The following is a 23,768-nucleotide window of genomic DNA, read 5'->3' on the forward strand; positions in this document are numbered from 1 at the left end:
TTAGCGAACGGCGTGACCTTTGGTCTTGGCAACAATGCCTTCAGCCAAGTTTGATGGTACCTGCTCATAGTGAGAGAAGGTTAGCGAAGCAGAAGCGCGACCCGAAGAAATGGTACGCAAGTCCGTTACATAACCAAACAACTCCGACAGTGGCACGTCGGCCTTGATGAGCTGAGCACCAGCTTTGGTGTCCATACCCTTCATAATACCGCGACGACGGTTCAAGTCACCAGTTACAGGACCAGTATACTCATCTGGGCAAACTACTTCTACAGCCATAATAGGCTCAAGCAATTTGGGGCCAGCCTGGCGGGCTGCCTCACGGAAACCACCACGAGCTGCAAGTTCGAACGATAGGGCGTCCGAGTCAACGTCATGGAAGGAGCCGTGGAACAAGCGCACTTTCATTGAATCCAAGGGGAAGCCGGCCAGAGGACCATTTTTCATAGCTTCCTCAAAACCTTTCTGAATCGGAGCGATGAATTCACGGGGAATTACACCACCAACGATAGCATTCTCGAATTCAAAGCCTGCCTTTTCTGGCTCAGTCTCTTTCGGACCGATTTCGAAGACAATATCACCGAATTTACCACGACCACCAGTCTGCTTCTTGTAGGTTTCGCGGTGCTCTACCTTCTTAGTCAGAATCTCTTTATAGGCAACCTGAGGAGCACCTTGGTTGATTTCCACTTTGAACTCACGACGCATACGGTCGATGATGATCTCCAAGTGAAGCTCACCCATGCCGCGTAGTACAGTCTGGCCCGTTTCGGGGTCAGTGTTTACGGTCAAGGTTGGATCTTCTTCTACAAGTTTGGCGATTGCCATACCCATCTTATCAACGTCAGCCTGAGTTTTGGGCTCAATGGCATAGCCGATTACGGGCTCAGGGAAGCTCATCGACTCCAATACCAGACGGTGCTTCTCATCGGTGAGGGTATCACCCGTTTTGATGTCTTTGAAACCAACACCAGCACCGATATCACCAGCTTCCAAGCGGTCGATAGGGTTCTGTTTGTTAGAGTGCATCTGCATCAAACGCGAGATACGCTCTTTCTTTTCTGTGCGGTTATTAAACACATACGAACCAGCTTCCAGCGTACCGCTGTAGCAACGGAAGAAGCACAAGCGACCTACGAAAGGATCAGTTGCAATCTTAAAGGCCAATGCAGCAAACGGTGCATCAGTGGTAGGTAGACGAACCTCTTCCTCGTTGGTATCCGGGTTGGTACCAATGATGGGGGGCATATCCAACGGCGAAGGCAAGTAAGCCATAACGCCATCTAGCATGGACTGTACACCTTTGTTTTTGAAAGCCGAGCCGCACATTACAGGCGAAAACTTCATGTCGATAACCGCTTGGCGGATAACAACCATCATTTCCTCACGCGTAATGCTTTCTGGATCTTCGAAAAACTTCTCCAGTAGAGCATCGTCATACTCAGCGACGCTTTCTACCAACTTCTGACGCCATTCAGCTACCGTCTCGACCAGATCCTCAGGTACGGGAATCTCGTGATAGGCTTTACCTTGGGTGGCATCGTCCCATACGATTGCTTTACCGGTCAGCAGATCGACAACACCTTTAAAGGTGTCTTCAGCGCCAATCGGAATTTGCAATGGAACTGGATTAGCACCTAGCTTATCCTTAATCTCAGCTACAGCCTTGAAGAAGTCAGCGCCAGCACGGTCCATCTTGTTGACGAAGCAGATACGTGGCACTTTGTACTTATCAGCTTGACGCCATACAGTCTCTGACTGAGGCTCCACGCCTGATACTGCGCAGAATAACGCGACAGCACCATCCAATACACGCAATGAGCGCTCTACCTCTACAGTAAAGTCTACGTGGCCGGGAGTATCAATCAGGTTAATCTTGTACTGCTTGGTTTCGCTAGTAGGTTCACCGCTTGCGTCCGTTGGGTAGTTCCAGAAGGTAGTAGTAGCAGCCGACGTAATCGTGATGCCCCGCTCCTGCTCTTGCTCCATCCAGTCCATCGTGGCAGCACCTTCGTGCACTTCCCCGATCTTGTGGGTTTTGCCTGTGTAATACAGAATGCGCTCCGAAGTCGTGGTCTTACCGGCGTCGATGTGCGCCATAATTCCAATGTTGCGGAGGTACTTGAGGTCTTGTTTAGCCATTTTATTTTTAGGGTCTTAAGAGCTTGGGGACTAAAGAGCGTAGAAATGATACAACATCTCCTGAAGCTCCTTAGTCCCCAAGTCCCTAATTTTCTCCTTTAGAAACGGAAGTGCGAGAAAGCCTTGTTGGCTTCCGCCATCCGGTGCGTATCGTCTTTCTTTTTCACGGAAGCACCTTCGCCTTTAGCAGCGGCGATAATTTCGCCAGCTAACTTATCCTTCATGGTCTTCTCACCACGACGACGAGCGTACTGAATCATCCACTTGGCACCAACAGAGATGCGGCGGTCAGGACGAACTTCGATCGGCACCTGGAAGGTAGCACCACCTACGCGGCGGCTCTTTACTTCTACAGTTGGCATCACGTTATTCAGAGCCTTGCGCCACATTTCGAGGCCATTCTCTTTGGTGCGCTGCTCTACTAGTTCGCACGCATCATAGAAAATGGTGTAGGCTAGGTTCTTCTTTCCGTCATACATCATGTAATTGACGAAACGGGTTACCAGCGTCTCCTTGTACTTAGGGTCGGGCAGGAGAATGCGCTTCTTTGGTTTTGACTTTCTCATTTTATCAGAAGTGAGTACCGAGAAGTGAGAAGTGAGATAAGAACTGTGTCTCACCTCTCACTTCTTACTACTCATCTCTTATTTAATTACTTTTTCTTGCCGGGTGCTGGCTTGCCACCTTTGCCGGTTGCAGCGGGCTGCCCTGGCTTCGGACGCTTAGCACCATACTTGGAACGACGCTGGGTACGACCACCTACGCCAGCAGTGTCAAGAGCACCGCGGATGATGTGGTAACGTACGCCGGGAAGGTCCTTCACGCGGCCACCGCGAATCAGCACGATGCTGTGCTCCTGCAGGTTGTGGCCTTCGCCTGGAATGTAGGCGTTGACTTCTTTGCCGTTGGTGAGACGCACACGAGCGACTTTACGCATCGCCGAGTTTGGCTTCTTGGGCGTAGTGGTATATACACGGGTGCAAACGCCACGGCGCTGCGGGCAGGAATCGAGTGCCGGCGACTTTGACTTAGTCGTCAGCTTTTCTCTTCCCTTTCGTACTAACTGATTGATGGTAGGCATCTACGGAATGGTTTGTCAAGGAGGGTTCTCTCCCAAAAAATTAGGCTTGCAAAGGTATAGAAGTTGCTTTACAATAGCAAACAGGTTGAAATAGTTTGTTTTAAGGAAAGTGCTTTACAACAAGTGACTTATCTCTTGCTACACTTAACCTCATATAACATTCTTATAATCGCCTCCAAAAGCCACAAACAGCGGCTGGGGGGCTTTTTCAAGTTATTTGTAAATAAGCTGCAAAGACCTTGATAATGTTCAGCTTACCTACAATGTTTACGCCTCTCCCATTGTACCGCCAAAATTCATTGGGAAGTTTGGCATGTCAGGCTGCGTTTTTATTGACCCAAAAGTCTGCTCGAAGCGGTCTACGTTATCGGCTAGCGCGGCCAGTAGGCGTTTAGCATGCTCCGGCGTTATGATAATCCGGGCTTTAACCTTTGCTTTCGGCAAGCCCGGCATCAGTCGAATGAAGTCGATAACAAACTCCCCACTGCTATGCGCTATCATAGCCAAATTAGCGTACTCACCCTCAGCAATTTGTTCTGACAATTCAATATTGATTGCGTTTGGGTCCTGGGGGGCATTTTGGTCAGGAGGCAGATTCATAAGATAAGGTTGGGAGGCAAATAATAGAATGAGGTCAAAATTAGTGAAAAGAGAAAAGCCGACCGGAAAGTATCCAGTCGGCTTTTCTCTTTACTCACGTATCAAATACTACTCCTGAATAGAAGCTTCACGCTTGCTTGCGCGAGCAGGGCGCTTCGTTTCAGTGTCAGCCTTAGGAGCAGCGGCGGCCGCTTCCATCTCCTCCTTCGAGCCCACAACCTGACGAGTGTACTCGCGCAGGCCGGTACCAGCTGGGATGAGGTGACCAACGATTACGTTCTCCTTCAACCCGAGCAGTTCATCAGCCTTGCCACGGATGGCCGCTTCGCTAAGCACCTTGGTCGTCTCCTGGAAGGAAGCGGCTGAGATGAAGCTCTGTGTGCCCAACGAAGCTTGAGTGATGCCTTGCAGAGTCGGACGAGAAACGGAAGGCTGCGCGTCGCGCACTTCCACAAGCTTCAAGTCACGGCGCTTCAGGCTGGAGTTCTCGTCGCGCAGGCGGCGGGCACTCACAATCTGACCAGGCTTCAACTCCGTGGAGTCACCAGCATCAGTAACCACCTTCATATCAATGATGGTATCGTTCTCCTCCATGAAGACGATCTTGTCGATCACCTGATTTTCGAGGAAAGTCGTGTCGCCGGCATCAAGGATAACTACTTTCTGCATCATCTGGCGAACTACTACCTCAATGTGCTTATCGTTGATTTTCACACCCTGTAAGCGGTATACTTCCTGAATCTCATTCACGAGGTACTCCTGCACAGCACCCGGACCCTGAATGCTCAGGATGTCGGATGGCGTAATAGCCCCATCGGAGAGCGGCATACCAGCACGGATGAAGTCATTATCCTGCACCAGAATGTGCTTAGACAGGGGCACCATGTACTTCTTCTTCACGCCGTCTTTCGACTCAATGAAGATTTCCCGGTTGCCACGCTTCACTGTACCATACGTTACCACACCGTCGATTTCCGACACAACAGCCGGATTCGATGGGTTACGGGCTTCGAATAGCTCCGTCACGCGGGGCAGACCACCAGTGATGTCACGGGTCTTACCAATAGCGCGAGGAATCTTTGCTAGAATGTGACCAGCCTTTATCTTGTCGCCATTCTCCACGTTAAGGTGCGAACCTACTGGGATGCTGTAGCCCTTCTGACCTTCGGTATCGCCTTTCTTACCGGCTCTCACGATGATCGATGGGTTCTGATCCTTGGCTTTGGATTCGATGATAACCTTTTCGCGGTGACCGGTCTGCTCATCTGACTCCTCACGGTAAGTAATGCCTTCCGTAATAGCGTCATACTGAACAGTACCATCGAACTCCGAAAGGATGACAGCGTTGTAAGGATCCCAGTTGCAAAGCTCATCGCCCTTCTCCACTTGCTGACCTTCGTCAACAATCAGGAAAGAGCCATAAGGAACGTGGTTGGAAATAAAGACTTTACCAGTAGCAGAATCTACAATCCGAACTTCGCCTGAGCGACCCATTACTACTTTGCCCTTCACACCTTCGTCGGTAGTGGTAGCCACCGTACGGATGTCTTCGAACTCAACAGTGCCAGCGAACTTCGCACGAATGCTAGCTTCAACAGCGATGTTCGAAGCGGTACCACCCACGTGGAAAGTACGCAGGGTAAGCTGAGTACCAGGCTCACCAATGGACTGCGCAGCAATTACACCAACAGCCTCACCTTTCTGTACCATGCGGCCAGAAGACAGGTTACGACCGTAGCACTTAGCGCAGATACCACGCTTCGATTCACAAGTCAGTACCGAACGGATTTCCACCGTCTCAATAGCTGTATTGTCAATCAAACGAGTGATTTCCTCGGTGATTTCTTCGCCAGCAGCCAAGATTATCTCGTCCGTCAGCGGGTTAACAACATTGTGAACTGCAACACGGCCAAGAATACGCTCAGCAAGTGACTCTACGATGTCCTCGTTATCCTTCAAGGCCGAAACCTCTAGGCCACGAAGAGTACCGCAGTCTACCTCGTTTACAATAACGTCTTGCGATACGTCTACCAGACGACGAGTCAGGTAACCGGCATCAGCCGTTTTCAGAGCTGTATCGGCTAGACCTTTACGAGCACCGTGAGTTGAGATAAAGTACTCGATAACGTCCAGGCCTTCTTTGAAGTTAGACAGAATCGGGTTTTCGATAATCTCACCTACCGAACCTTGCAACGACTTCTGTGGCTTAGCCATCAGACCCCGCATACCACCGAGCTGACGAATCTGCTCACGCGAGCCACGAGCACCGGAGTGCATCATCATGTAGATCGAGTTGAAACCCTGGTTCTCCTTTTCGAGGCGACCCATGAGTGTCTCTGTGATCTGATTGTTAATACGCGTCCAAATGTCAATAACCTGGTTGTAACGCTCGTTATCGGTAATCAGACCCATCTGGTAGTTCTGGGTGACCGCTACCACGTCAGCCTGAGCCTGAGCGATAAGGGCATCCTTCTCCTTCGGAATCTGAATATCACCCAGACCCATCGACAAACCACCTTTGTAAGCCGACTGAAAGCCCAGCGTCTTGATGTCATCGAGGAACTGAGCCGTGCGAGCCATGCCCGTACGCTTAAACACGAGCGAAATGATCTGCTGGAGCTTCTTCTTAGTCAGCAGTTCGTCAACGAAACCTACTTCCTCAGGAACCAGCTGGTTGAACAGAACACGGCCGGCTACAGTCTCAATGATCTTGGTAACAAGCTCATCGTTCTCGTTCCGCACTTTCGTACGCACCTTAATAATTGCGTGCTTCGAAAGTTGACCTTCGTTGATAGCAATTACAACTTCTTCATCCGAGTAGAAGATACGGCCTTCGCCTTGTACCTGCTCTTCATCAGTGCTGCGTTTGCCTTTGGTAACATAATACAGACCGAGTACCATGTCCTGTGACGGTACCGCGATAGGTGCGCCGTTGGCTGGGTTCAGAATGTTATGTGAAGCCAGCATCAGCGTTGAGGCTTCCAAGATAGCGGCCGGTCCGAGTGGAACGTGCACAGCCATCTGGTCACCGTCAAAGTCAGCGTTGAAGGCCGTACAAACGAGTGGGTGCAACTGTATAGCCTTACCCTCGATCAGGCGAGGCTGGAATGCCTGAATACCCAAGCGGTGCAAGGTAGGAGCACGGTTGAGCAGGACTGGATGGCCTTTCAGCACGTTCTCCAGAATATCCCACACGACTGCATCCTTACGATCAACGATTTTCTTCGCTGATTTCACCGTTTTCACAATACCGCGCTCAATGAGCTTACGGATGATGAATGGCTTAAACAGCTCAGCCGCCATGTTCTTAGGCAGACCGCACTCGTGTAGCTTCAACTCAGGGCCAACTACAATGACTGAACGGCCAGAGTAGTCAACACGCTTACCGAGCAAGTTCTGACGGAAGCGGCCCTGCTTGCCTTTCAGCATATCAGACAGCGACTTCAGCGCACGGTTACCTTCAGCGCGCACGGCGTTTACCTTACGCGAGTTGTCGAAGAGCGAGTCTACAGCTTCCTGCAGCATGCGCTTCTCGTTCCGCAGAATCACTTCAGGAGCCTTAATTTCTATTAGGCGCTTGAGGCGGTTGTTACGAATGATAACACGACGATACAGATCATTCAGGTCAGAGGTAGCAAAACGCCCCCCATCCAATGGAACAAGTGGACGTAGTTCCGGTGGAATTACCGGTACCATACGAATCACCATCCACTCAGGCTTGTTCTCGATACGAGTAGCCGCGTCGCGGAAAGCTTCTACTACACGCAGACGCTTCAACGCATCAGCTTTACGCTGCTGCGAAGTCTCGTGGGCGGCAGAGTCACGTAGGCTATAAGAAAGCTCGTCGAGGTTGGTACGCTCCAGCAAAAGCTGTAACGCGTCAGCCCCCATCCGGGCAATAAATTTGTTCGGGTCTTCATTGGGCAACATCTGATTCTCCCGAGGGAGTTTATCGATGATATCCAAATACTCGTCTTCGGTGAGGAAGTCAAGCTGCTGTACGCCCTCTTCGGCCAATACACCAGGCTGTACTACCACATAGCGCTCGTAGTAGATAATCTGATCCAGTTTCTTGGTAGGCAAGCCCAGCAAGTAACCGATTTTGTTGGGCAGGGACTTGAAATACCAGATGTGAGCAACCGGTACCACTAGCTCGATGTGGCCCATCCGCTCCCGACGCACCTTTTTCTCGGTCACCTCCACGCCACAACGGTCGCAGATGATGCCCTTGTAACGGATGCGCTTGTATTTGCCGCAGTGACATTCCCAGTCCTTTACAGGACCAAAAATCCGCTCGCAAAAAAGCCCCCCATCTCGGGTTTATACGTCCGGTAGTTGATCGTCTCGGGTTTCACTACTTCCCCATTCGACCGCTCCAAGATGGATTCGGGCGAGGCTAGCGAGATAGTGACTTTCGAGAAGTCCTGCACCAGTTTTTTATTCTTTGCAAACGCCATACTGTCGTTTTTCTAAAAACTATGTCAGAAGTAAAATGTGCTTTGCAGCCTATCGTAACACTAGAGCTAGCGCGGCCCGTTCCAATTACTTGAAAGCGAACCGCGCCTTTTCTAATTAGTCAAGCGTGATTTCCAGCGCCAGACCGCGCAACTCATGAATGAGTACGTTGAATGACTCGGGGATATTTGGCTTAGGTAGCACGTCGCCCTTCACGATGGCTTCGTACGCTTTGGCCCGGCCAACGACGTCGTCCGACTTCACCGTCAGAATTTCCTGCAGTACGTTCGACGCACCGAAGGCCTCCAACGCCCACACTTCCATTTCACCGAAGCGCTGACCACCAAACTGCGCCTTACCACCTAGCGGCTGCTGGGTAATGAGCGAGTATGGTCCGATAGAACGAGCGTGCATCTTATCATCCACCAAGTGACCTAGCTTCAGCATATAGATAACACCCACAGTCACCGGCTGGTCGAACTGCTGACCAGTCAAACCATCGTGCAGGTAAGAGCGACCGAAGTGCGGCAGTCCAGCTTCTGCCAACTCGCGGGACACTTCCTCTTCGGTAGCACCATCGAAAATTGGGGTAGCATAAGTACGGCCCAGCTTCAAGCCAGCCCAACCAAGTACAGTCTCATAAATCTGACCGATGTTCATGCGGCTTGGTACACCGAGCGGGTTAAGCACGATGTCCATTGGCGTACCGTCAGCCAAGAAAGGCATATCCTCATCGCGCACGATGCGGGCTACAACCCCCTTGTTACCGTGACGACCAGCCATTTTGTCCCCCACCTTCAGCTTACGCTTTTTGGCGATGTATACTTTGGCCAACTGTACGATACCTGCGGGCAGTTCATCACCTACTTCCAAGGTAAACCGGTCACGCTTGAAACGAGCCGTGATCGTATTGCGACGCTTGGCGTAGTTCTTCACCAATTGCAGCAACATACTATTCACTTTCTCATCAGCGGTCCAATTCTCCAGGATCAAGTCCTTGAACATATTTACCTCTTCCGGTACAGCGTAGTTGCTCTCATCCTTATAAGGGTTCTTCTCAGGGAAGAGCGCCTCGGTGACGTTCTTCTTACCGAACTTGACACCTTTCGACAAGATCTCGTCACCAAACTTGTGCTTCACACCCTGAGAGGTTTTGCCCTCCAAGAGCTGCACCAGCTTGTCAACCATTACTGCCTTTACACTCCGAAGCTCCTGGGCGTAGCGGTCTTTCAACTCTTCTACTTCCTTCTTCGATTTAGCGCGCAGGTTCTTGTCTTTCTTCGGACGCGAGAACAGCTTAGTGCCGATAACAACACCATTCAAGGACGGCGGCGCCTTAAGCGAAGCGTCTTTCACATCACCCGCTTTGTCACCAAAGATGGCGCGGAGTAGCTTTTCTTCCGGCGTTGGATCAGTTTCGCCCTTAGGAGTAATCTTACCAATCAGAATGTCGCCTTCCTTCACCTCTGCGCCTAAACGGATGATACCGTTGTCGTCGAGGTTACGAACAGCTTCTTCACTCACGTTCGGAATTTCCGACGTCAACTCTTCCTCACCACGCTTCGTCTCCCGAACCTCTAGTTCGAATTCCTCAATGTGGATAGAAGTGAAGATATCGTCGCGAACTACACGCTCCGAGATAACGATGGCATCCTCGAAGTTGTAACCCTGCCATGGCATAAAGGCCACCTGCATGTTACGGCCGAGAGCTAGTTCACCTTTGTTAGTGCCGTAACCTTCGCACAGCGGCTCGCCCTTCGTTACGCGCTGGCCTTTCTTCACCAGTGGCGTAAGGTTGATGCAAGTGTCCTGGTTAGTGCGACGGAATTTGATCAGATCATACGATACTCGCTCAGCATCGAAGCTTACGAGTACGTCTTCAGCAGTCAGATCATAGCGAACGATGATCTTATTGGCATCTACATAATCAATTTCGCCATCGCCTTCAGCGACAACTAGTGTGCGCGAGTCAATAGCAGTACGTCCTTCCAAACCTGTACCCACGATAGGAGCCTCAGGGCGGAGAAGTGGCACAGCCTGACGTTGCATGTTCGAGCCCATCAGTGCACGGTTAGCGTCATCGTGCTCCAAGAATGGAATCAATGAAGCAGCTACCGATACAATTTGGTTCGGGGCAACGTCCATATAGGAGTACTCCGCTGGCTCTACAACCGGGAAGTCACCTTCGAAGCGGCCTTTAACCAGCTCTGACAAGAAGTTACCCTTATCATCGATGCGAGCGTTAGCCTGCGCGATGTGGTGAGTATCTTCTTCTTCAGCAGTCAAGTACTTCACTTCATGACTAACATCGACCTTACCTTCTTTAACAGCACGATAAGGAGTTTCGATGAAGCCCATACCATTCACGCGAGCGTGAACGCAGAGTGAAGAGATAAGACCAATGTTAGGTCCTTCAGGAGTTTCGATAGTGCACAAACGCCCGTAATGGGTATAGTGTACGTCACGTACTTCGAAACCAGCGCGCTCACGCGACAGACCTCCTGGCCCCAGTGCCGATACGCGACGCTTGTGCGTCACCTCAGCCAATGGGTTGGTCTGGTCCATGAACTGAGAAAGCTGGTTCGTACCGAAGAAGGAATTGATAACCGACGACAACGTACGAGCATTAATCAAGTCAACTGGCTTAAAGTCCTCGTTGTCGCGCACGTTCATCCGCTCCTTAATAGTACGCGCCATACGGGCCAAACCAACGCCGAACTGGGCATAAAGCTGCTCCCCTACCGTCCGTACCCGACGGTTAGACAAGTGGTCAATGTCATCGACTACCGCCTTCGAGTTGATAAGACCGATCAGATACTTCACGATGAGAACAATATCCTCATTAGTCAATACCCGAGCTTCCCAGTTTTTGTCGAGACCGAGCTTCTTGTTAATGCGGTAACGACCAACGTCGCCTAGGTCGTAGCGCTTATCAGAGAAGAACAGTTTCTGGATGATGTCACGGGCAGTTTCTTCGTCAGGAGCTTCTGTATTACGGAGCTGACGATAGATTTGCTCCACAGCTTCCTTCTCCGAGTTGGAGTTGTCTTTCTGTAGGGTGTTATAAATAATAGCGAAGTCCGCAATATTCACATTCTCCTTATGAAGAATGATAGACTTTGGACCAGCATTCAAGATGACATCTATGTCCTCTTCTTGAATAGTGGAGTCACGCTCCAACAGAACTTCGTTACGATCGATCGACACTACTTCACCAGTATCCTCGTCTACGAAGTCTTCAGTCCAAGTGCGTAAAACCCGAGCAGCCAACTTACGGCCTACTGCCTTCTTCAAGCTCTTCTTCTCTGCCTTTACCTCCTCCGACAAACCAAACAGGTCGAGAATGTCTTTGTCAGTTCCGTAGCCAATAGCACGGAGCAGAGTTGTTACCGGAAATTTCTTCTTCCGGTCGATGTAAGCGTACATCACGTTGTTCACGTCCGTGGCAAACTCAATCCACGAACCTTTGAACGGGATGATACGCGCTGAGTACAGCTTGGTACCGTTGGTGTGCTTGCTCTGCGCAAAGAACACACCTGGCGAACGGTGCAGTTGTGATACAATAACACGCTCGGCACCATTGATCACGAAAGAACCTTTTTCGGTCATGTAAGGGATATTTCCCAAAAACACTTCCTGCTCAATCGTCTCGAAGTCTTCGTTATCTGTATCGTTGCAGATAAGACGAAGCTTAGCCTTCAACGGTACAGAATAAGTTAGGCCACGGTCAATACACTCGTCGACCGAATATTTCGGCGGGTCGACGTGATAATCCATAAACTGTAGCACGAAATTCTCGCGCGAGTCCGAGATTGGAAAGTTCTCCGCGAACACCTTGAACAGGCCTTCATCGGCGCGGCTTTCGGCTGCGGTTTCCAACTGAAAGAAATCTTGGAACGACTGCAACTGCACGTCCAAGAAATCCGGATACTCGATAACTTTTTTAATCTTGGCGAAATTGATTCGCTCAACGGCTTTCTGCAAAGCCTCTGCTTTCGGTGTAGCCAATGCGTTTGGGTCTTAAGAAATGGACACTGAAGCTTACTCACTCTGGTCAACCTGACCATTCCCACCTACGTACCCGTAGGCACGAAAAGCCGCAATGCGGCGCTGGGGGGCAATTTATTAAAACTTATAGCCTACAAACAGGAAAAGACCTGGCTTAGTTGCCAGGCCTATCCAAGTTTATAGGAGAAAAAGCGGGCCGCAGCTTACTTAACTTCTACTTCAGCGCCGGCTTCTTCCAGTTGCTTCTTCAGCGTGTCGGCTTCGTCTTTGGTAACACCTTCTTTCAAAGGCTTAGGAGCACCATCAACTAGTTCTTTAGCTTCTTTCAAGCCAAGACCAGTCAGGTCTTTTACCAATTTAACTACAGCCAGCTTAGCGCCGCCAGCAGCCTTCAAAATTACGTCGAACGAGGTTTTCTCCTCGGGAGCTTCAGCAGCAGCACCACCGCCACCGCCAGCCATCATTACTGGAGCAGCCGCAGCAGGCTCAATGCCGTACTCGTCCTTCAGGATAGTAGCCAGTTCGTTTACTTCTTTCACCGTCAGGCTAACGAGCTGCTCAGCGAATGCTTTCAAATCTGCCATTTCTGTAGATTGTTAAAAAAAGGTTATTGAATCGTTTGGAAATTGAAAGTGAAAAAGATGAGCAGCGGTTAGCCTGCAACCTCTTCTTTTTCGGAAAGTGTTTTGAGGATACCAGCTAGTTTGCTGCCGCCACTCGATAGAGCAGATATAACATTCTTAGCAGGCGATTGCAGCAACCCAATGATTTCACCGAGAAGTTCCTGCTTGCCTTTGATAGTGCTAAGCATTTCTAGCTGATTAACACCGACATAAACGCCGCTGTCAATATATGCCCCCTTGAGGGCTGGCTTAGGAACTGCAGTTTTGCTGTAGTTCTGCTGCTTGTAGAAATCCTTCAGCAATTTGGCTGGTGCATTGCCTGACTCTTTCGAGAACAGGATGCCTGATTGGCCTTTCAAAGCCTCATCCATCTCAGTAGTGTCACCACCGAGGGTATCGAGAGCTTTGCGGATCAACGTATTCTTGTACACTTTGTACTCCATCCCGCGGTTGAAGCACAGGCGACGGAAATCGTTGATCTTCGCTACGGACATTGTAGAAGCGTCCGTGATATAGAACGCGTTGTGCGATTGAAACTTTTCGCTCAACTCGTTGACGAGGTCTTGTTTTTCTTCCCGGGTCATAGTTCGTCGTCAGTTAGTTAGGCGGAAGTTACCGTCGTGTCTACCGGAACAGCCGGGCTCATCGTACTCGAAAGCGTGATGCTCTTGATGTAAGTACCCTTAGCAGAAGAAGGCTTCAAACGAGTCAAGGTCTGAATTACTTCGAAAGCGTTTTCGGCGAGTTTGTTATCCTCGAAAGACACTTTGCCTACGCTGCAATGAATAATACCAGTCTTATCAACTTTAAAGTCGATTTTACCAGCCTTTACTTCCTGTACAGCTTTAGCTACATCAGTAGTTACAGTACCCGACTTAGGGTTGGGCATTAAGCCACGAGGACCGAGTACGCGACCCAAACGGCCTACCTTAGCCATCACGGATGGCATCGTGATAATCACGTCGATATCAGTCCAGCCTTTTTCGATTTTCGAGATGTAGTCATCAAGGCCTACAAAGTCAGCGCCAGCAGCAGTTGCTTCAGCTTCTTTATCAGGCGTTACTAGAGCTAGTACACGAACAGTTTTGCCGGTGCCGTGGGGCAACGTAGCTACGCCACGTACCATTTGGTCGGCTTTACGGGGATCAACGCCCAAACGCACGTCAATGTCAACAGATGAGTCGAACTTAGTGTAGGTAATATCCTTCACTATTTTTGCTGCCTCAACCAGTGAACGTACTTGCGTTAGGTCGTGCTTGGCAAGGGCTTCCTTGCGTTTCTTGCTAACTTTTGCCATGAGCTTTTCTGGGATTAAAAGTTAGTTGGCAAAGGGAGAATCGCCCTTGACGGTGATACCCATGCTCCGGGCTGTACCAGCCACAAGCTTCATAGCCGACTCAATCTTGAAAGCATTGAGGTCAGTCATTTTGGTCTCAGCGATCTGGCGCACCTGATCCCAGGTAACAGAGCCTACCTTATTACGGTTAGGCTCCTTTGACCCACTTTGGATTTTTGCAGCTTCGAGTAGCAATACCGGAGCGGGGGGCGTTTTCACCACGAAGTCAAATGACTTGTCGGTGTACATGGTGATCAAAACGGGACATACTTGGCCGGCCTTATCCTGGGTGCGAGCATTAAACTGCTTGCAAAACTCCATGATGTTAAGGCCTTTGCTACCAAGTGCAGGTCCAACCGGCGGCGAAGGATTCGCGGCGCCTCCCTTTATCTGCAATCGCAGATAACCTCTAATTTCTTTGGCCATTGGTGTTAAAAGGCTTCGGGCTTGCAGGTCGTAACACCATGGGCCCTCAGTTTAAAATTTGCTTCGAGTTACTATGTGGAAGCATCACTGGCTCGAAGCGACTAGCCAGCGACGATAAGATCTTGTATACTATGATTCTTTTTCTACTTGAGTGTAACTTAACTCCATTGGAGTGCTACGACCGAAGATTTTAACGATTACGTTAAGCTTCTTACGCTCTTCAAATACCTCGGAAACTGTACCCGAGAAACCACTGAATGCGCCGTCAATCACTTTTACTAACTCACCAGTAATGAAAGGAGTCTCTAGGGATGCGGTTTGCTCCTCCTGTTCATCTACAATGCCCAGAATGCGGTTAACTTCTGAGATGTGTAGCGGGGCGGGTTTGCTGGAAGCAGTCTTACTGTCCTTATCGCCTACCCAACCAATGACTCCTGGAGTGCTAGTGATGATATGATCAACCTCACCGTGGGTCAGATCGGCATGGATAATAATATAACCTGGGTACAGGTTACGCTCCCGAACACGCTTCTTACCATTGCGCATTTCGAACACTTTCTCAATAGGAATTAGCACTTGTGGTACCATTTCCGTCAGATTGTGTCGGCCAAGCTCTGTTTCCAGATATTGCTTAGCTTTCTTTTCTTGTCCGCTCACAGAGCGAACTACATACCACTTCAATTCTCCCATTGATCAGCCGATTAACGGAATGAATTGTAGAAAGCTTCCAAGCCTGTGTTGAACACTAAGTCCATCAGACCAACAACAGCAGCAAAGATGAGTGAGCCAAGTAGTACCAAACCGGCACTTTTCTGCAGTTCCTCAAAAGAAGGCCACGTTACTTTGTAACGCATCTCCTCAGTAGTCTCGCGGATGTAATTTGTCAGCTTACTCATGTCTGGAGCCAGGTTAGGCTTTGAAGATTGGCCGTACAAACGACCTTTTTGCACGGGCGGAGAGATTCGAACTCCCATCAAAGGTTTTGGAGACCTCTATTCTACCCTTGAACTACGCCCGTAAAAAATGCACCCCACGAAACAAATGTCTCAATTGGGAGTGCAAATGTAAGGTAATATAGGTTCAAAACAAATCCGCCCCCGAAAAATCGGAGGCGGATCGTCTTGACTGTTAATAATTAGTCGAGGATTTCGGTCACCTGACCAGCACCTACAGTACGGCCACCTTCGCGAATAGCGAAACGAAGACCTTTCTCCATAGCCACTTTGCTGATCAACTCCACTTGGATAGTGATGTTGTCACCAGGCATTACCATTTCTACGCCTTCTGGCAGAGTGATAATACCCGTTACGTCAGTGGTACGCAGATAGAACTGAGGACGATAGTTATTGAAGAAAGGAGTGTGACGACCACCTTCCTCTTTCGACAACACGTACACCTCAGCCTTGAACTTTTGGTGAGGAGTTACTGAACCTGGCTTGCAAATAACCATGCCGCGACGGATGGCTTCTTTTTCAATACCGCGCAGCAGCAGACCAACGTTGTCACCAGCTTCGCCACGGTCAAGGATTTTGCGGAACATTTCCACACCTGTAACCGTCGACTTCAAGCCAGGAGCAGCGCCCATACCGAGGATATCAACTTGCTCACCAGAGTTAATGATACCACGCTCGATACGACCAGTTGCTACAGTACCACGACCTGTGATAGAGAACACGTCCTCTACTGGCATCAGGAAGGGCAGGTCAGTTAGACGTGCTGGAATCGGAATAAAGCTGTCAACAGCTGCCATCAGTTCCTCAATCTTAGGAACCCAGTTAGCATCACCATTCAGGCCACCCAGAGCAGAACCCTGGATAACTGGAATATTGTCGCCATCGAAGTCATAGAAAGAGAGCAACTCGCGGATTTCCATCTCAACGAGTTCGAGCAACTCAGGGTCGTCGACCATGTCGACTTTGTTCATGAACACTACCAACTGAGGTACACCTACTTGGCGAGCCAACAAGATGTGCTCACGGGTCTGAGGCATTGGGCCGTCAGTAGCAGCTACTACAAGGATAGCACCGTCCATCTGAGCGGCACCAGTTACCATGTTCTTCACATAGTCAGCGTGACCAGGGCAGTCAACGTGAGCATAGTGACGGTTCTCAGTAGCGTACTCAACGTGAGCCGTATTGATAGTGATACCACGCTCTTTTTCCTCAGGAGCATTGTCGATCGAGGAGAAGTCACGCTTAGCGGCCAAACCTTTGTTCGCCAGTACCGAGGTGATAGCAGCGGTCAGGGTCGTTTTGCCGTGGTCCACGTGCCCGATGGTACCGATGTTCACGTGCGGTTTGGAACGATCAAAATTTTCTTTAGCCATTGTAAAGAGATTAGAGAAATGTAGTGGTAATAAGAGGAAAACGCGACTGAGCTAACCTACAAGAAAGCGAAACGCAGCGCTATTTGAAAAGCTTCTGCATGTCGCTTTGCCTTGCTGACAGATCCAAACGGTGCAGTCGCGCTGCTCCGCCGGTATTAGTACTAGATATTAAGAGCCATTTATGGGATTTGAACCCATGACCTCTTCCTTACCAAGGAAGTGCTCTACCACTGAGCTAAAACGGCTTGATTTAAAACGTTATCGTTCTCTTATCATCTTTAATCAACTAACCATTATTGATAGATGATGATAAAGAGCGGGAGACGAGGTTCGAACTCGCGACCTACAGCTTGGAAGGCTGTCGCTCTACCAACTGAGCTACTCCCGCGATATAAAGTTTAAAATCTCAAGAAATGAGTCCTCAAAAGGAGCATGATAGCTACATGTTAGAGACTCAATTCTTGAATTTTTAAACTTACTCTGTGGGGAGAGAAGGATTCGAACCTTCGAAAGCTTACGCTAACAGAGTTACAGTCTGTCCCATTTGGCCGCTCTGGAACCTCCCCAAGTATATTTCCTCCACCATTCGCAGAGAATATTTTCCTTTAAAAACGCCGACCTAAAAGTGGTAGGGTGGCAAAAGGAGTTGCAAAATTAACGGCTTTCTGATGTAAGTCAAGCTCACAGCCGAAAAGCTTTCAATATTTTTTCTAGCAATGGGGAGCGATCTTTCGAAATTGCCCCCTACTGCTAGAATTTGAGCCACTGATTTACGAAGCCAATTATCTGCGTAAGAGCTATAAAGGTCTGCCTTCACATCATTGAAGCAAAGTATACATGGTCTTCAAGTTGGGGTCTTTTTCTTTTGTGCGAATGTCTTGCAATAGCGTTTTTATGGTCGGCATGCTAGGAGCCATTGCGCTTAAGGCCTTATATGCGCCGAGCCGAACGATGTCGCGTGAGTGAGACCGGGCATAGCTTTCTAAGCGCTGTACTCCTTTGTCACGTTCCACAGGGGGCATTCGTAACATAAAGGTGGCGAAGTTCTGCAAGTAGGATTCATACAGATCCTCGTCGCTTACTTCATTCATACGGCCTAAATACCATTGATATTGATCTACGCTGCCGTTAAGAGCATAGTAATTCGACAAGGCACCTAATAGGGTGGGACTAGCTTTTTCCTGTATCTTATTTATTTGGGCCCTCGATTCAATAGTAGGTGCCTTAGCAAGGGCGTTGATGGCAGCACTAACTACAAGATTAGAGCTGTCCGCTAGGGCGACCGTGTATACAGCTCCAAAATCTTCGTTTTGAAAGGAAGATAGGCTTGCTATTGCAGCAGCACGAACCTGGCTTTTTTTATCCTTAGTAGCCACCCGTTGCAGTTCAGTTCGTACAGCGTTGCCTTCCGCTCCTTTATATCGGCGTAACGCTTCTGCAGCAGCTTGGCGCACGGCCCAGAAATTATCGTTGAGGGCGTTGCGCATCATACCGCTCACGGCTAAGTCTGCTAGCTTGGGGCGCAGCTTTTCGATGGCTTCGTATTTCTGCAAATAATTACGAGCGTGATAGTATTGATAAACTAATTCCTCCTGGGTTAGCTCTTCATCAATGTCCGCTAATAATTGCCCCCCAGAATCAAATTTAACTAAAGCAGGGCGCTGACTTGCGGGTAGTTGAAATGTTTGATTGGCTTTCGAAATAACGATCCGATGATCAGTAGCCTGATTATTTACCCACGTTGTGACAGTGATGGGTAGCCGATATATAGGTGAGAAGGTTGAGTCTTGGAGCTGCTGAACGCGTAACGCAATTTGCCCCCCAGCGTAGCTATGCGTAACACGCAACTCGGGATGGCCTCGTTGTAGAAACCACTGATCGAAGAACCACATTAAGTCCTCGCCGGTCACGTCCTCGAATGCCGTGCGCAGCTCGGATAGCTCAACAGCTGTGTATTTGTGCTGGGTGAGGTAGCGATTCAGAGAAGCAAAAAAAGCTTCGTCGCCAACATGTTTACGAAGCATATGTAGTACGCGCCCTCCCTTGTTATAGGAATGACGATCAAACATATCTTCTTGGCTAGCATATTGATAGCGCACAAGTGGTTCGCGCTTACTTCTTGCTTCGTCTAAATATTGACCTAGGCTTTTCTGCTGTACTAAGGCGGCGGCATCAGCGCCATATTTGTGTTCAGCCCACAAAAACTCCGAATAATCGGCGAACGACTCATTGAGCGGCAAATTGGCCCATGACTCGCTCGTAACGTAGTCACCAAACCAATGGTGGAATAGCTCGTGGGTAATAGTCGACTCGGCATCGTAATTCATGTCCTGAATATCACGGGCCGACTGTTGTACGATGGACTGTTCGAACGTAACAGCAGTCGTGTTTTCCATCGCTCCTGACACGAAATCATGCACAGCGATTTGAGAGTACTTCTCCCACGGAAAGTCAACACCAAGTTTCTGGGAGTAGAACTCCATCATTTCGGGCGTATTCCCAAATACTGCCTTAGCCGTGCTTTGATACTGTGGATCGACGTAATAATCTACTGCTTTGCCTCTCCAAGTGTCGCTTACCACAGCAAAACTACCGACGGCCATCATGGTCAAATAAGGCGCAGCGGGTAATGACTGTTTCCAGACATCGGTGCGGGTACCATCGGAGTTCTTCTTGGAGGAAATCAGCAGACCATTCGAAAGCGTTTTGTACTGCGCCTCCACTGTCATGGCAATTTCCTGGGTCATCCGCTGATTTGGCTTATCAATAGTCGGAAACCAACACGAGTTAGCCTCAGTCTCCCCCTGCGTCCAGATTTGCTTAGGCTTATTTTTCTCAGTGCCGAGCGGGTTTACGAAGTATAAGCCCTTATCGGAGGTAATAGCGGCGCTACCATTCGCAGGTAGTTCATTAGGCTTAGCGATGTAGTTGATACGGACTTGATATGTCTCGGAGCGCGTGTACTGCCGGTCGAGATTGATCGTCAGTTTGCGCTTGTCGTAGCCGTAAGTGAGCGTCTTGTCTTTATTGCCCGTAACCAAACGCACATTTTTGATATCAAAGCCTTTGGCGTCGAGGACAACTTGGTTCTGGGGATAGAAATGGGGACGGAGCGTGAGCAAAGCAGTGCCAAGCAACTGTTGTTTGGCCCAATCAAACCGCACATCGAGCTTCGTATCAAGTACGTCGGTGATGATAGTAGCTGATGGCTGAACAGGATTGGTAGGAGGTAGCCAAGAAGGTACTACCAATGGGGCAACTGGAGCCGTCTGAGCGGCTGGCGAGGAAGCAGTAGAAGAAGCTTTTTTGTTCACAGCAGCCTTATTGGCCGCCGGCTTATTAGATTTCACCGCCTGAGCCGGAGCCCCGAAGTGACACGTAAGGACCAGGCTAAGAGCGCCGAGGACCGAGTATTTCATGCTGGGTGGCAATAAGGAAAGGATGGCTAAAGTTCCGAAATTATTTCAGATTTGGCCTATCTTTAAGCCCCTTTCCGTCTTTTACCGCCCCTCCCCTATGCTGCAAGTACGCACCGGCCCCAATCAAGTATGGGACATTGAGTACCAAGCCAACGGCTCTATTAGCGTAGATAACGAGCCATTTAATTGGGATATCGTACCGTTAGGTTCTGGTCGCTATCACATACTTTATGAAGGGCGCTCCTATTCTGCTGAGCTAATCACTATTGATAATGCAGCTAAAACCCTCCAACTAAAGCTGAACAATCGGCTCGTAGAGGTGCAGGCTAAAGACCGCTTCGACCTGCTACTTGATAAGCTAGGCATGAGCAATGCCGCGGCCAACAAAGTGCACGAATTAAAAGCCCCAATGCCCGGTCTGATCGTGGATATTCGGGTAGAGCCCGGCCAAACGGTACAAAAGGGTGAGCCGCTTCTGGTATTAGAGGCGATGAAAATGGAGAACATCCTAAAAGCCCCAAGCGACGTTACGATTGGTGCCATTAAAATAAATTTGCGCGATAACGTGCAGAAGGGCCAAGTGCTCGTACAGTTCACATAAATGCGTTTGGAATGGGTAGTAGAAGCTACCCATTTTTGTAAGCATCTTATTCACCAACTTCCACCACTTTGAAGTACAAACGAATTCTGCTCAAGCTAAGCGGTGAGGCGCTGATGGGCCAACAGCAATACGGTATCGACGCCACTCGACTGATGCAGTACGCTGAAGAAATAAAGGCTGTGGCGGCTACTGGTACGCAGTTAGCGGTAGTAATTGGTGGCGGCAATATCTTCCGGGGCGTGCAGGCCGAAACCTTTGGTCTCGACCGCGTTCAGGGTGACTATATGGGCATGCTAGCCACGGTTATCAACTCAATGGCCTTGCAGAGCGCCCTTGAAAAGCTTGAGGTGAATACTCGCCTGCTTTCCGGTCTTACTATTCAGCAGGTATGCGAGCCGTACATCCGGCGGCGTGCTCTGCGGCATTTAGAAAAAGGCCGCGTCGTTATTTTCGGAGCTGGTATCGGCTCACCCTACTTCACAACCGACTCGGCGGCTTCGTTGCGAGCCATCGAGATTGAGGCCGACGTGGTACTAAAAGGGACTCGCGTAGACGGCATTTACTCGGCCGATCCAGAGAAAGACCCTTCTGCTGTGCGCTTCCCCGAAATCTCATTTGATGAGGTGATAGAGAAGAACCTGAACGTGATGGACATGACTGCGTTCACGCTCTGCAAGGAAAACAATCTGCCCATCGTTGTATTCGATATGAACAAAACCGGCAACTTGCAGCGGTTAATCGATGGCGAGAACATCGGTACGCGCGTGTCGATGGAAGGCGCTGGGGGGCAAATTTTGGATGCCAAGCACAGCAGCCTACAACCTAACCTTAATTTACCAGCGTAACAATTCGCACACCTGACATCATGAGTTCTGAATAATAACTGCCTAATTAATTCGCAGTTCTTCTTCAGAACTCAACTTTTAACATTTACATATTTTCACAATGGACGAAGAAATTCAGTTTTATCTGAGCGAGGCGGAGGAATCAATGGGTAAGGCTCTGCAGCACACCAACTTGGAGCTGAGTCGCATACGGGCTGGCAAGGCCTCACCGGCTATGCTTGAAGGCATCCGGGTTGATTATTATGGTACGCCTACTCCCATTAGTCAAGTAGCAAATATTTCCGCCCCGATGCTCGTTCACTTTATATCAAAGCGTGGGAAAAAAATATTGTTGGTGAAATCGTAAAGGCTATTAAGAACAGTGACTTAGGCCTTAATCCACAGTCAGATGCGGAAGGTGTTCGCCTGAACATTCCGCCGATGACGGAGGAGCGCCGCCGCGACCTAGTGAAACAGGTGAAAAACGAGTCGGAAGGTGGTAAAGTACGCATCCGTGGTATTCGCAAAGACGTGAACGAGTCGTTGCGCAAGCTGCTGAAAGAGGGCGCTGCGGAAGACGCAGTGAAGGACGCTGAAGCTAAAGTTCAGAAAGCTACCGACAGCTATATCACCAAAATTGATGATTTGATGAGTAAGAAGGAAGCCGAAATTATGACGGTTTGATTTCTGTCGCTTTTGATAAAAAAGCCTCCCAGACTAATCTGGGGGCTTTTTTATTATTGCTGCCAATAACCAGCTGCCATTATTCTATCTTCTACTGCTTCAGGGACCAGATAGCGAATAGATTTGCCCCCCGCACACAATCACGGATAAACGTGGCGGAGATATCAAGTAGAGGCGCCTCTACTACGCGCACGCTGGGGTGCACTTTCAGTTCTGTGGAATCCACATCGGGCCGCGGATACACATATACCTCATGTTCGGCCAGAATGCGGTCTGCTTGTTTCCAGCGCGGTAAATCGGGCAGATTATCTTCGCCCATTAGCAACACAAAGCGATGTTGCGGATAACGTCGAACTAACTCGTCGAGCGTATCAATTGTATAGCTGGGCTTCGGCATGTGCGCCTCGATATCTAAAGCCCGCAGTCGGTCATTGCCAGCAATAGCCAACTCGACTAGCGCTAGTCGTTCCCCTTCAGGCAACATTTCCTGACCGACTTTGAAGGGGCTCTGGGGCGATACCACCAACCACACCGCATCTAGATCGGTGTGGGTGGCCATAAAATGCGCCAAAATGAGGTGGCCGGTATGAACAGGATTGAAAGAGCCAAAAAGCAATCCTACCTTTTTATGCTCTTGCTCTGCTACTAAACTCACAGAATAGCAGGTTCGGCAGTTATAAACTCACGTACCAGCTTTTGAGCTTGCGCCATTGCCTCATCAAGGTCATCATTGACGATGGTTACGTCAAAGCGGTCCTCGAATGTAAGTTCGAAGTTTGCCTTATACAATCGAGCCGATATACTGGCCGCGGAGTCGGTAGCACGCGATTTTAGCCGCTCTTCTAGAATTTCCAGCGAAGGTGGTTTTACGAAAACCGCTAATGCGCGGTCTTTGTAAAACTCTTTGATACTCAACCCTCCTTTGACGTCAACATCCAAGACAGCGTGTTTACCACTCTCCCAGATGCGTTCAATCTCAGATTTGAGGGTGCCGTAAAAAGCGCCCTCATATACCTCTTCCCACTCGACAAATTCATCGTGGCGGATTTTCTCCTGAAATTCCTGAACGGAGATAAAGTAATAGTCTTTGCCATTCGCCTCCGTGCGGCCACGCCTATCGCGGGTACAGGCTGAAATCGAAAAGCTTAGCTCTGGAATCCGCTCCAGCAGCCGATGGACTATAGTAGTTTTGCCGGCTCCGGAAGGGGCCGAAAACACGATGATTTTACCCTGCATGAGGCGA

At 49.5% G+C, this 23,768-nt stretch carries 19 protein-coding genes, 4 tRNA genes and 1 pseudogene; 3 read left to right on the top strand and 21 right to left on the bottom strand.

Annotated features, from left to right (window positions below):
* The 19 genes from fusA to G7064_RS09015 all read right to left on the bottom strand — a co-directional run bounded on the left by fusA (window position 1) and on the right by G7064_RS09015 (window position 20,416).
* A complete protein-coding gene (fusA, locus tag G7064_RS08930; protein WP_133271652.1) occupies window positions 1-2,142 on the bottom strand; it encodes an elongation factor G in 2,142 nt (713 codons plus the stop codon).
* 98 nt (window positions 2,143-2,240) lie between these two features.
* Window positions 2,241-2,708: a 30S ribosomal protein S7 gene (gene rpsG / locus G7064_RS08935; protein ID WP_100337277.1), complete on the bottom strand. Its 468-nt coding sequence runs from the start codon at window positions 2,706-2,708 to the stop codon at window positions 2,241-2,243.
* Window positions 2,709-2,794: 86 nt separating this feature from the next.
* A complete protein-coding gene (rpsL, locus tag G7064_RS08940) occupies window positions 2,795-3,223 on the bottom strand; it encodes a 30S ribosomal protein S12 (RefSeq protein ID WP_084445982.1) in 429 nt (142 codons plus the stop codon).
* A gap of 267 nt (window positions 3,224-3,490) precedes the next feature.
* Window positions 3,491-3,823 carry a DUF3467 domain-containing protein gene (locus G7064_RS08945; RefSeq protein ID WP_133271651.1) on the bottom strand — a complete coding sequence of 111 codons (333 nt, stop codon included), beginning with the start codon at window positions 3,821-3,823 and terminating at the stop codon, window positions 3,491-3,493.
* A gap of 108 nt (window positions 3,824-3,931) precedes the next feature.
* A complete protein-coding gene (gene rpoC / locus G7064_RS08950) occupies window positions 3,932-8,113 on the bottom strand; it encodes a DNA-directed RNA polymerase subunit beta' (RefSeq protein WP_410505552.1) in 4,182 nt (1,393 codons plus the stop codon).
* On the bottom strand, window positions 8,098-8,280 hold the full coding sequence (locus G7064_RS23245) for a hypothetical protein (RefSeq protein WP_410505544.1): 183 nt from the start codon (window positions 8,278-8,280) through the stop codon (window positions 8,098-8,100). The genes rpoC and G7064_RS23245 overlap by 16 nt, the downstream gene beginning before the upstream one ends.
* 115 nt (window positions 8,281-8,395) lie before the next feature.
* Window positions 8,396-12,286 carry a DNA-directed RNA polymerase subunit beta gene (rpoB, locus tag G7064_RS08955; RefSeq protein WP_373285324.1) on the bottom strand — a complete coding sequence of 1,297 codons (3,891 nt, stop codon included), beginning with the start codon at window positions 12,284-12,286 and terminating at the stop codon, window positions 8,396-8,398.
* 203 nt (window positions 12,287-12,489) lie between these two features.
* Complete coding sequence (gene rplL, locus G7064_RS08960; RefSeq protein ID WP_084445969.1) at window positions 12,490-12,870, bottom strand: 50S ribosomal protein L7/L12; 381 nt, start codon at window positions 12,868-12,870, stop codon at window positions 12,490-12,492.
* Window positions 12,871-12,938: 68 nt separating this feature from the next.
* The gene (gene rplJ / locus G7064_RS08965) at window positions 12,939-13,493 is read right to left on the bottom strand and encodes a 50S ribosomal protein L10 (RefSeq protein ID WP_133271649.1); all 555 of its coding nucleotides are present in this window, start codon (window positions 13,491-13,493) and stop codon (window positions 12,939-12,941) included.
* A 17-nt stretch (window positions 13,494-13,510) separates the two neighbouring features.
* Window positions 13,511-14,206 (bottom strand): 50S ribosomal protein L1, encoded by a 696-nt coding sequence (rplA, locus tag G7064_RS08970; RefSeq protein ID WP_166073303.1) that lies wholly within the window; start codon window positions 14,204-14,206, stop codon window positions 13,511-13,513.
* Window positions 14,207-14,227: 21 nt separating this feature from the next.
* Entirely contained in the window at window positions 14,228-14,671 is a 444-nt protein-coding gene (gene rplK / locus G7064_RS08975) for a 50S ribosomal protein L11 (protein WP_133271647.1), read from the bottom strand.
* 129 nt (window positions 14,672-14,800) lie between these two features.
* Window positions 14,801-15,361 carry a transcription termination/antitermination protein NusG gene (nusG, locus tag G7064_RS08980; protein ID WP_133271646.1) on the bottom strand — a complete coding sequence of 187 codons (561 nt, stop codon included), beginning with the start codon at window positions 15,359-15,361 and terminating at the stop codon, window positions 14,801-14,803.
* Between the two features lie 11 nt (window positions 15,362-15,372).
* The gene (gene secE / locus G7064_RS08985; protein WP_133271645.1) at window positions 15,373-15,567 is read right to left on the bottom strand and encodes a preprotein translocase subunit SecE; all 195 of its coding nucleotides are present in this window, start codon (window positions 15,565-15,567) and stop codon (window positions 15,373-15,375) included.
* A 51-nt stretch (window positions 15,568-15,618) separates the two neighbouring features.
* A tRNA-Trp gene (locus G7064_RS08990) sits at window positions 15,619-15,689 on the bottom strand.
* Window positions 15,690-15,806: 117 nt separating this feature from the next.
* Window positions 15,807-16,997 carry an elongation factor Tu gene (tuf, locus tag G7064_RS08995; RefSeq protein WP_133271644.1) on the bottom strand — a complete coding sequence of 397 codons (1,191 nt, stop codon included), beginning with the start codon at window positions 16,995-16,997 and terminating at the stop codon, window positions 15,807-15,809.
* A gap of 173 nt (window positions 16,998-17,170) precedes the next feature.
* Window positions 17,171-17,242 (bottom strand) — tRNA-Thr (locus tag G7064_RS09000).
* Between the two features lie 70 nt (window positions 17,243-17,312).
* Window positions 17,313-17,385, bottom strand: a tRNA-Gly gene (locus G7064_RS09005).
* Window positions 17,386-17,480: 95 nt separating this feature from the next.
* Window positions 17,481-17,563 (bottom strand) — tRNA-Tyr (locus G7064_RS09010).
* Between the two features lie 252 nt (window positions 17,564-17,815).
* A complete protein-coding gene (locus G7064_RS09015) occupies window positions 17,816-20,416 on the bottom strand; it encodes a M1 family metallopeptidase (protein ID WP_166073304.1) in 2,601 nt (866 codons plus the stop codon).
* Between the two features lie 97 nt (window positions 20,417-20,513).
* On the opposite strand from G7064_RS09015, the gene G7064_RS09020 reads away from it, so the two are divergent.
* The 3 genes and pseudogenes from G7064_RS09020 (at window position 20,514) to frr (ending at window position 22,525) form a co-directional block, all read left to right on the top strand.
* The gene (locus G7064_RS09020; protein WP_166073305.1) at window positions 20,514-21,017 is read left to right on the top strand and encodes a biotin/lipoyl-containing protein; all 504 of its coding nucleotides are present in this window, start codon (window positions 20,514-20,516) and stop codon (window positions 21,015-21,017) included.
* A gap of 68 nt (window positions 21,018-21,085) precedes the next feature.
* On the top strand, window positions 21,086-21,862 hold the full coding sequence (gene pyrH, locus G7064_RS09025; RefSeq protein WP_133271641.1) for a UMP kinase: 777 nt from the start codon (window positions 21,086-21,088) through the stop codon (window positions 21,860-21,862).
* A gap of 100 nt (window positions 21,863-21,962) precedes the next feature.
* Window positions 21,963-22,525, top strand: a pseudogene (gene frr, locus G7064_RS09030) (ribosome recycling factor).
* A gap of 91 nt (window positions 22,526-22,616) precedes the next feature.
* On the opposite strand, the gene nadD reads toward frr, so the two are convergent.
* Both nadD and gmk read right to left on the bottom strand, forming a co-directional pair.
* Window positions 22,617-23,180 (bottom strand): nicotinate (nicotinamide) nucleotide adenylyltransferase, encoded by a 564-nt coding sequence (gene nadD, locus G7064_RS09035; protein WP_317172849.1) that lies wholly within the window; start codon window positions 23,178-23,180, stop codon window positions 22,617-22,619.
* Window positions 23,177-23,761 (bottom strand): guanylate kinase, encoded by a 585-nt coding sequence (gmk, locus tag G7064_RS09040; protein WP_166073306.1) that lies wholly within the window; start codon window positions 23,759-23,761, stop codon window positions 23,177-23,179. The genes nadD and gmk overlap by 4 nt, the downstream gene beginning before the upstream one ends.
* Window positions 23,762-23,768 lie beyond the last annotated feature (7 nt).

Origin of the sequence: Hymenobacter sp. HDW8, from assembly GCF_011305775.1 — a bacterium.
Lineage (GTDB): Bacteria > Bacteroidota > Bacteroidia > Cytophagales > Hymenobacteraceae > Hymenobacter > Hymenobacter radiodurans.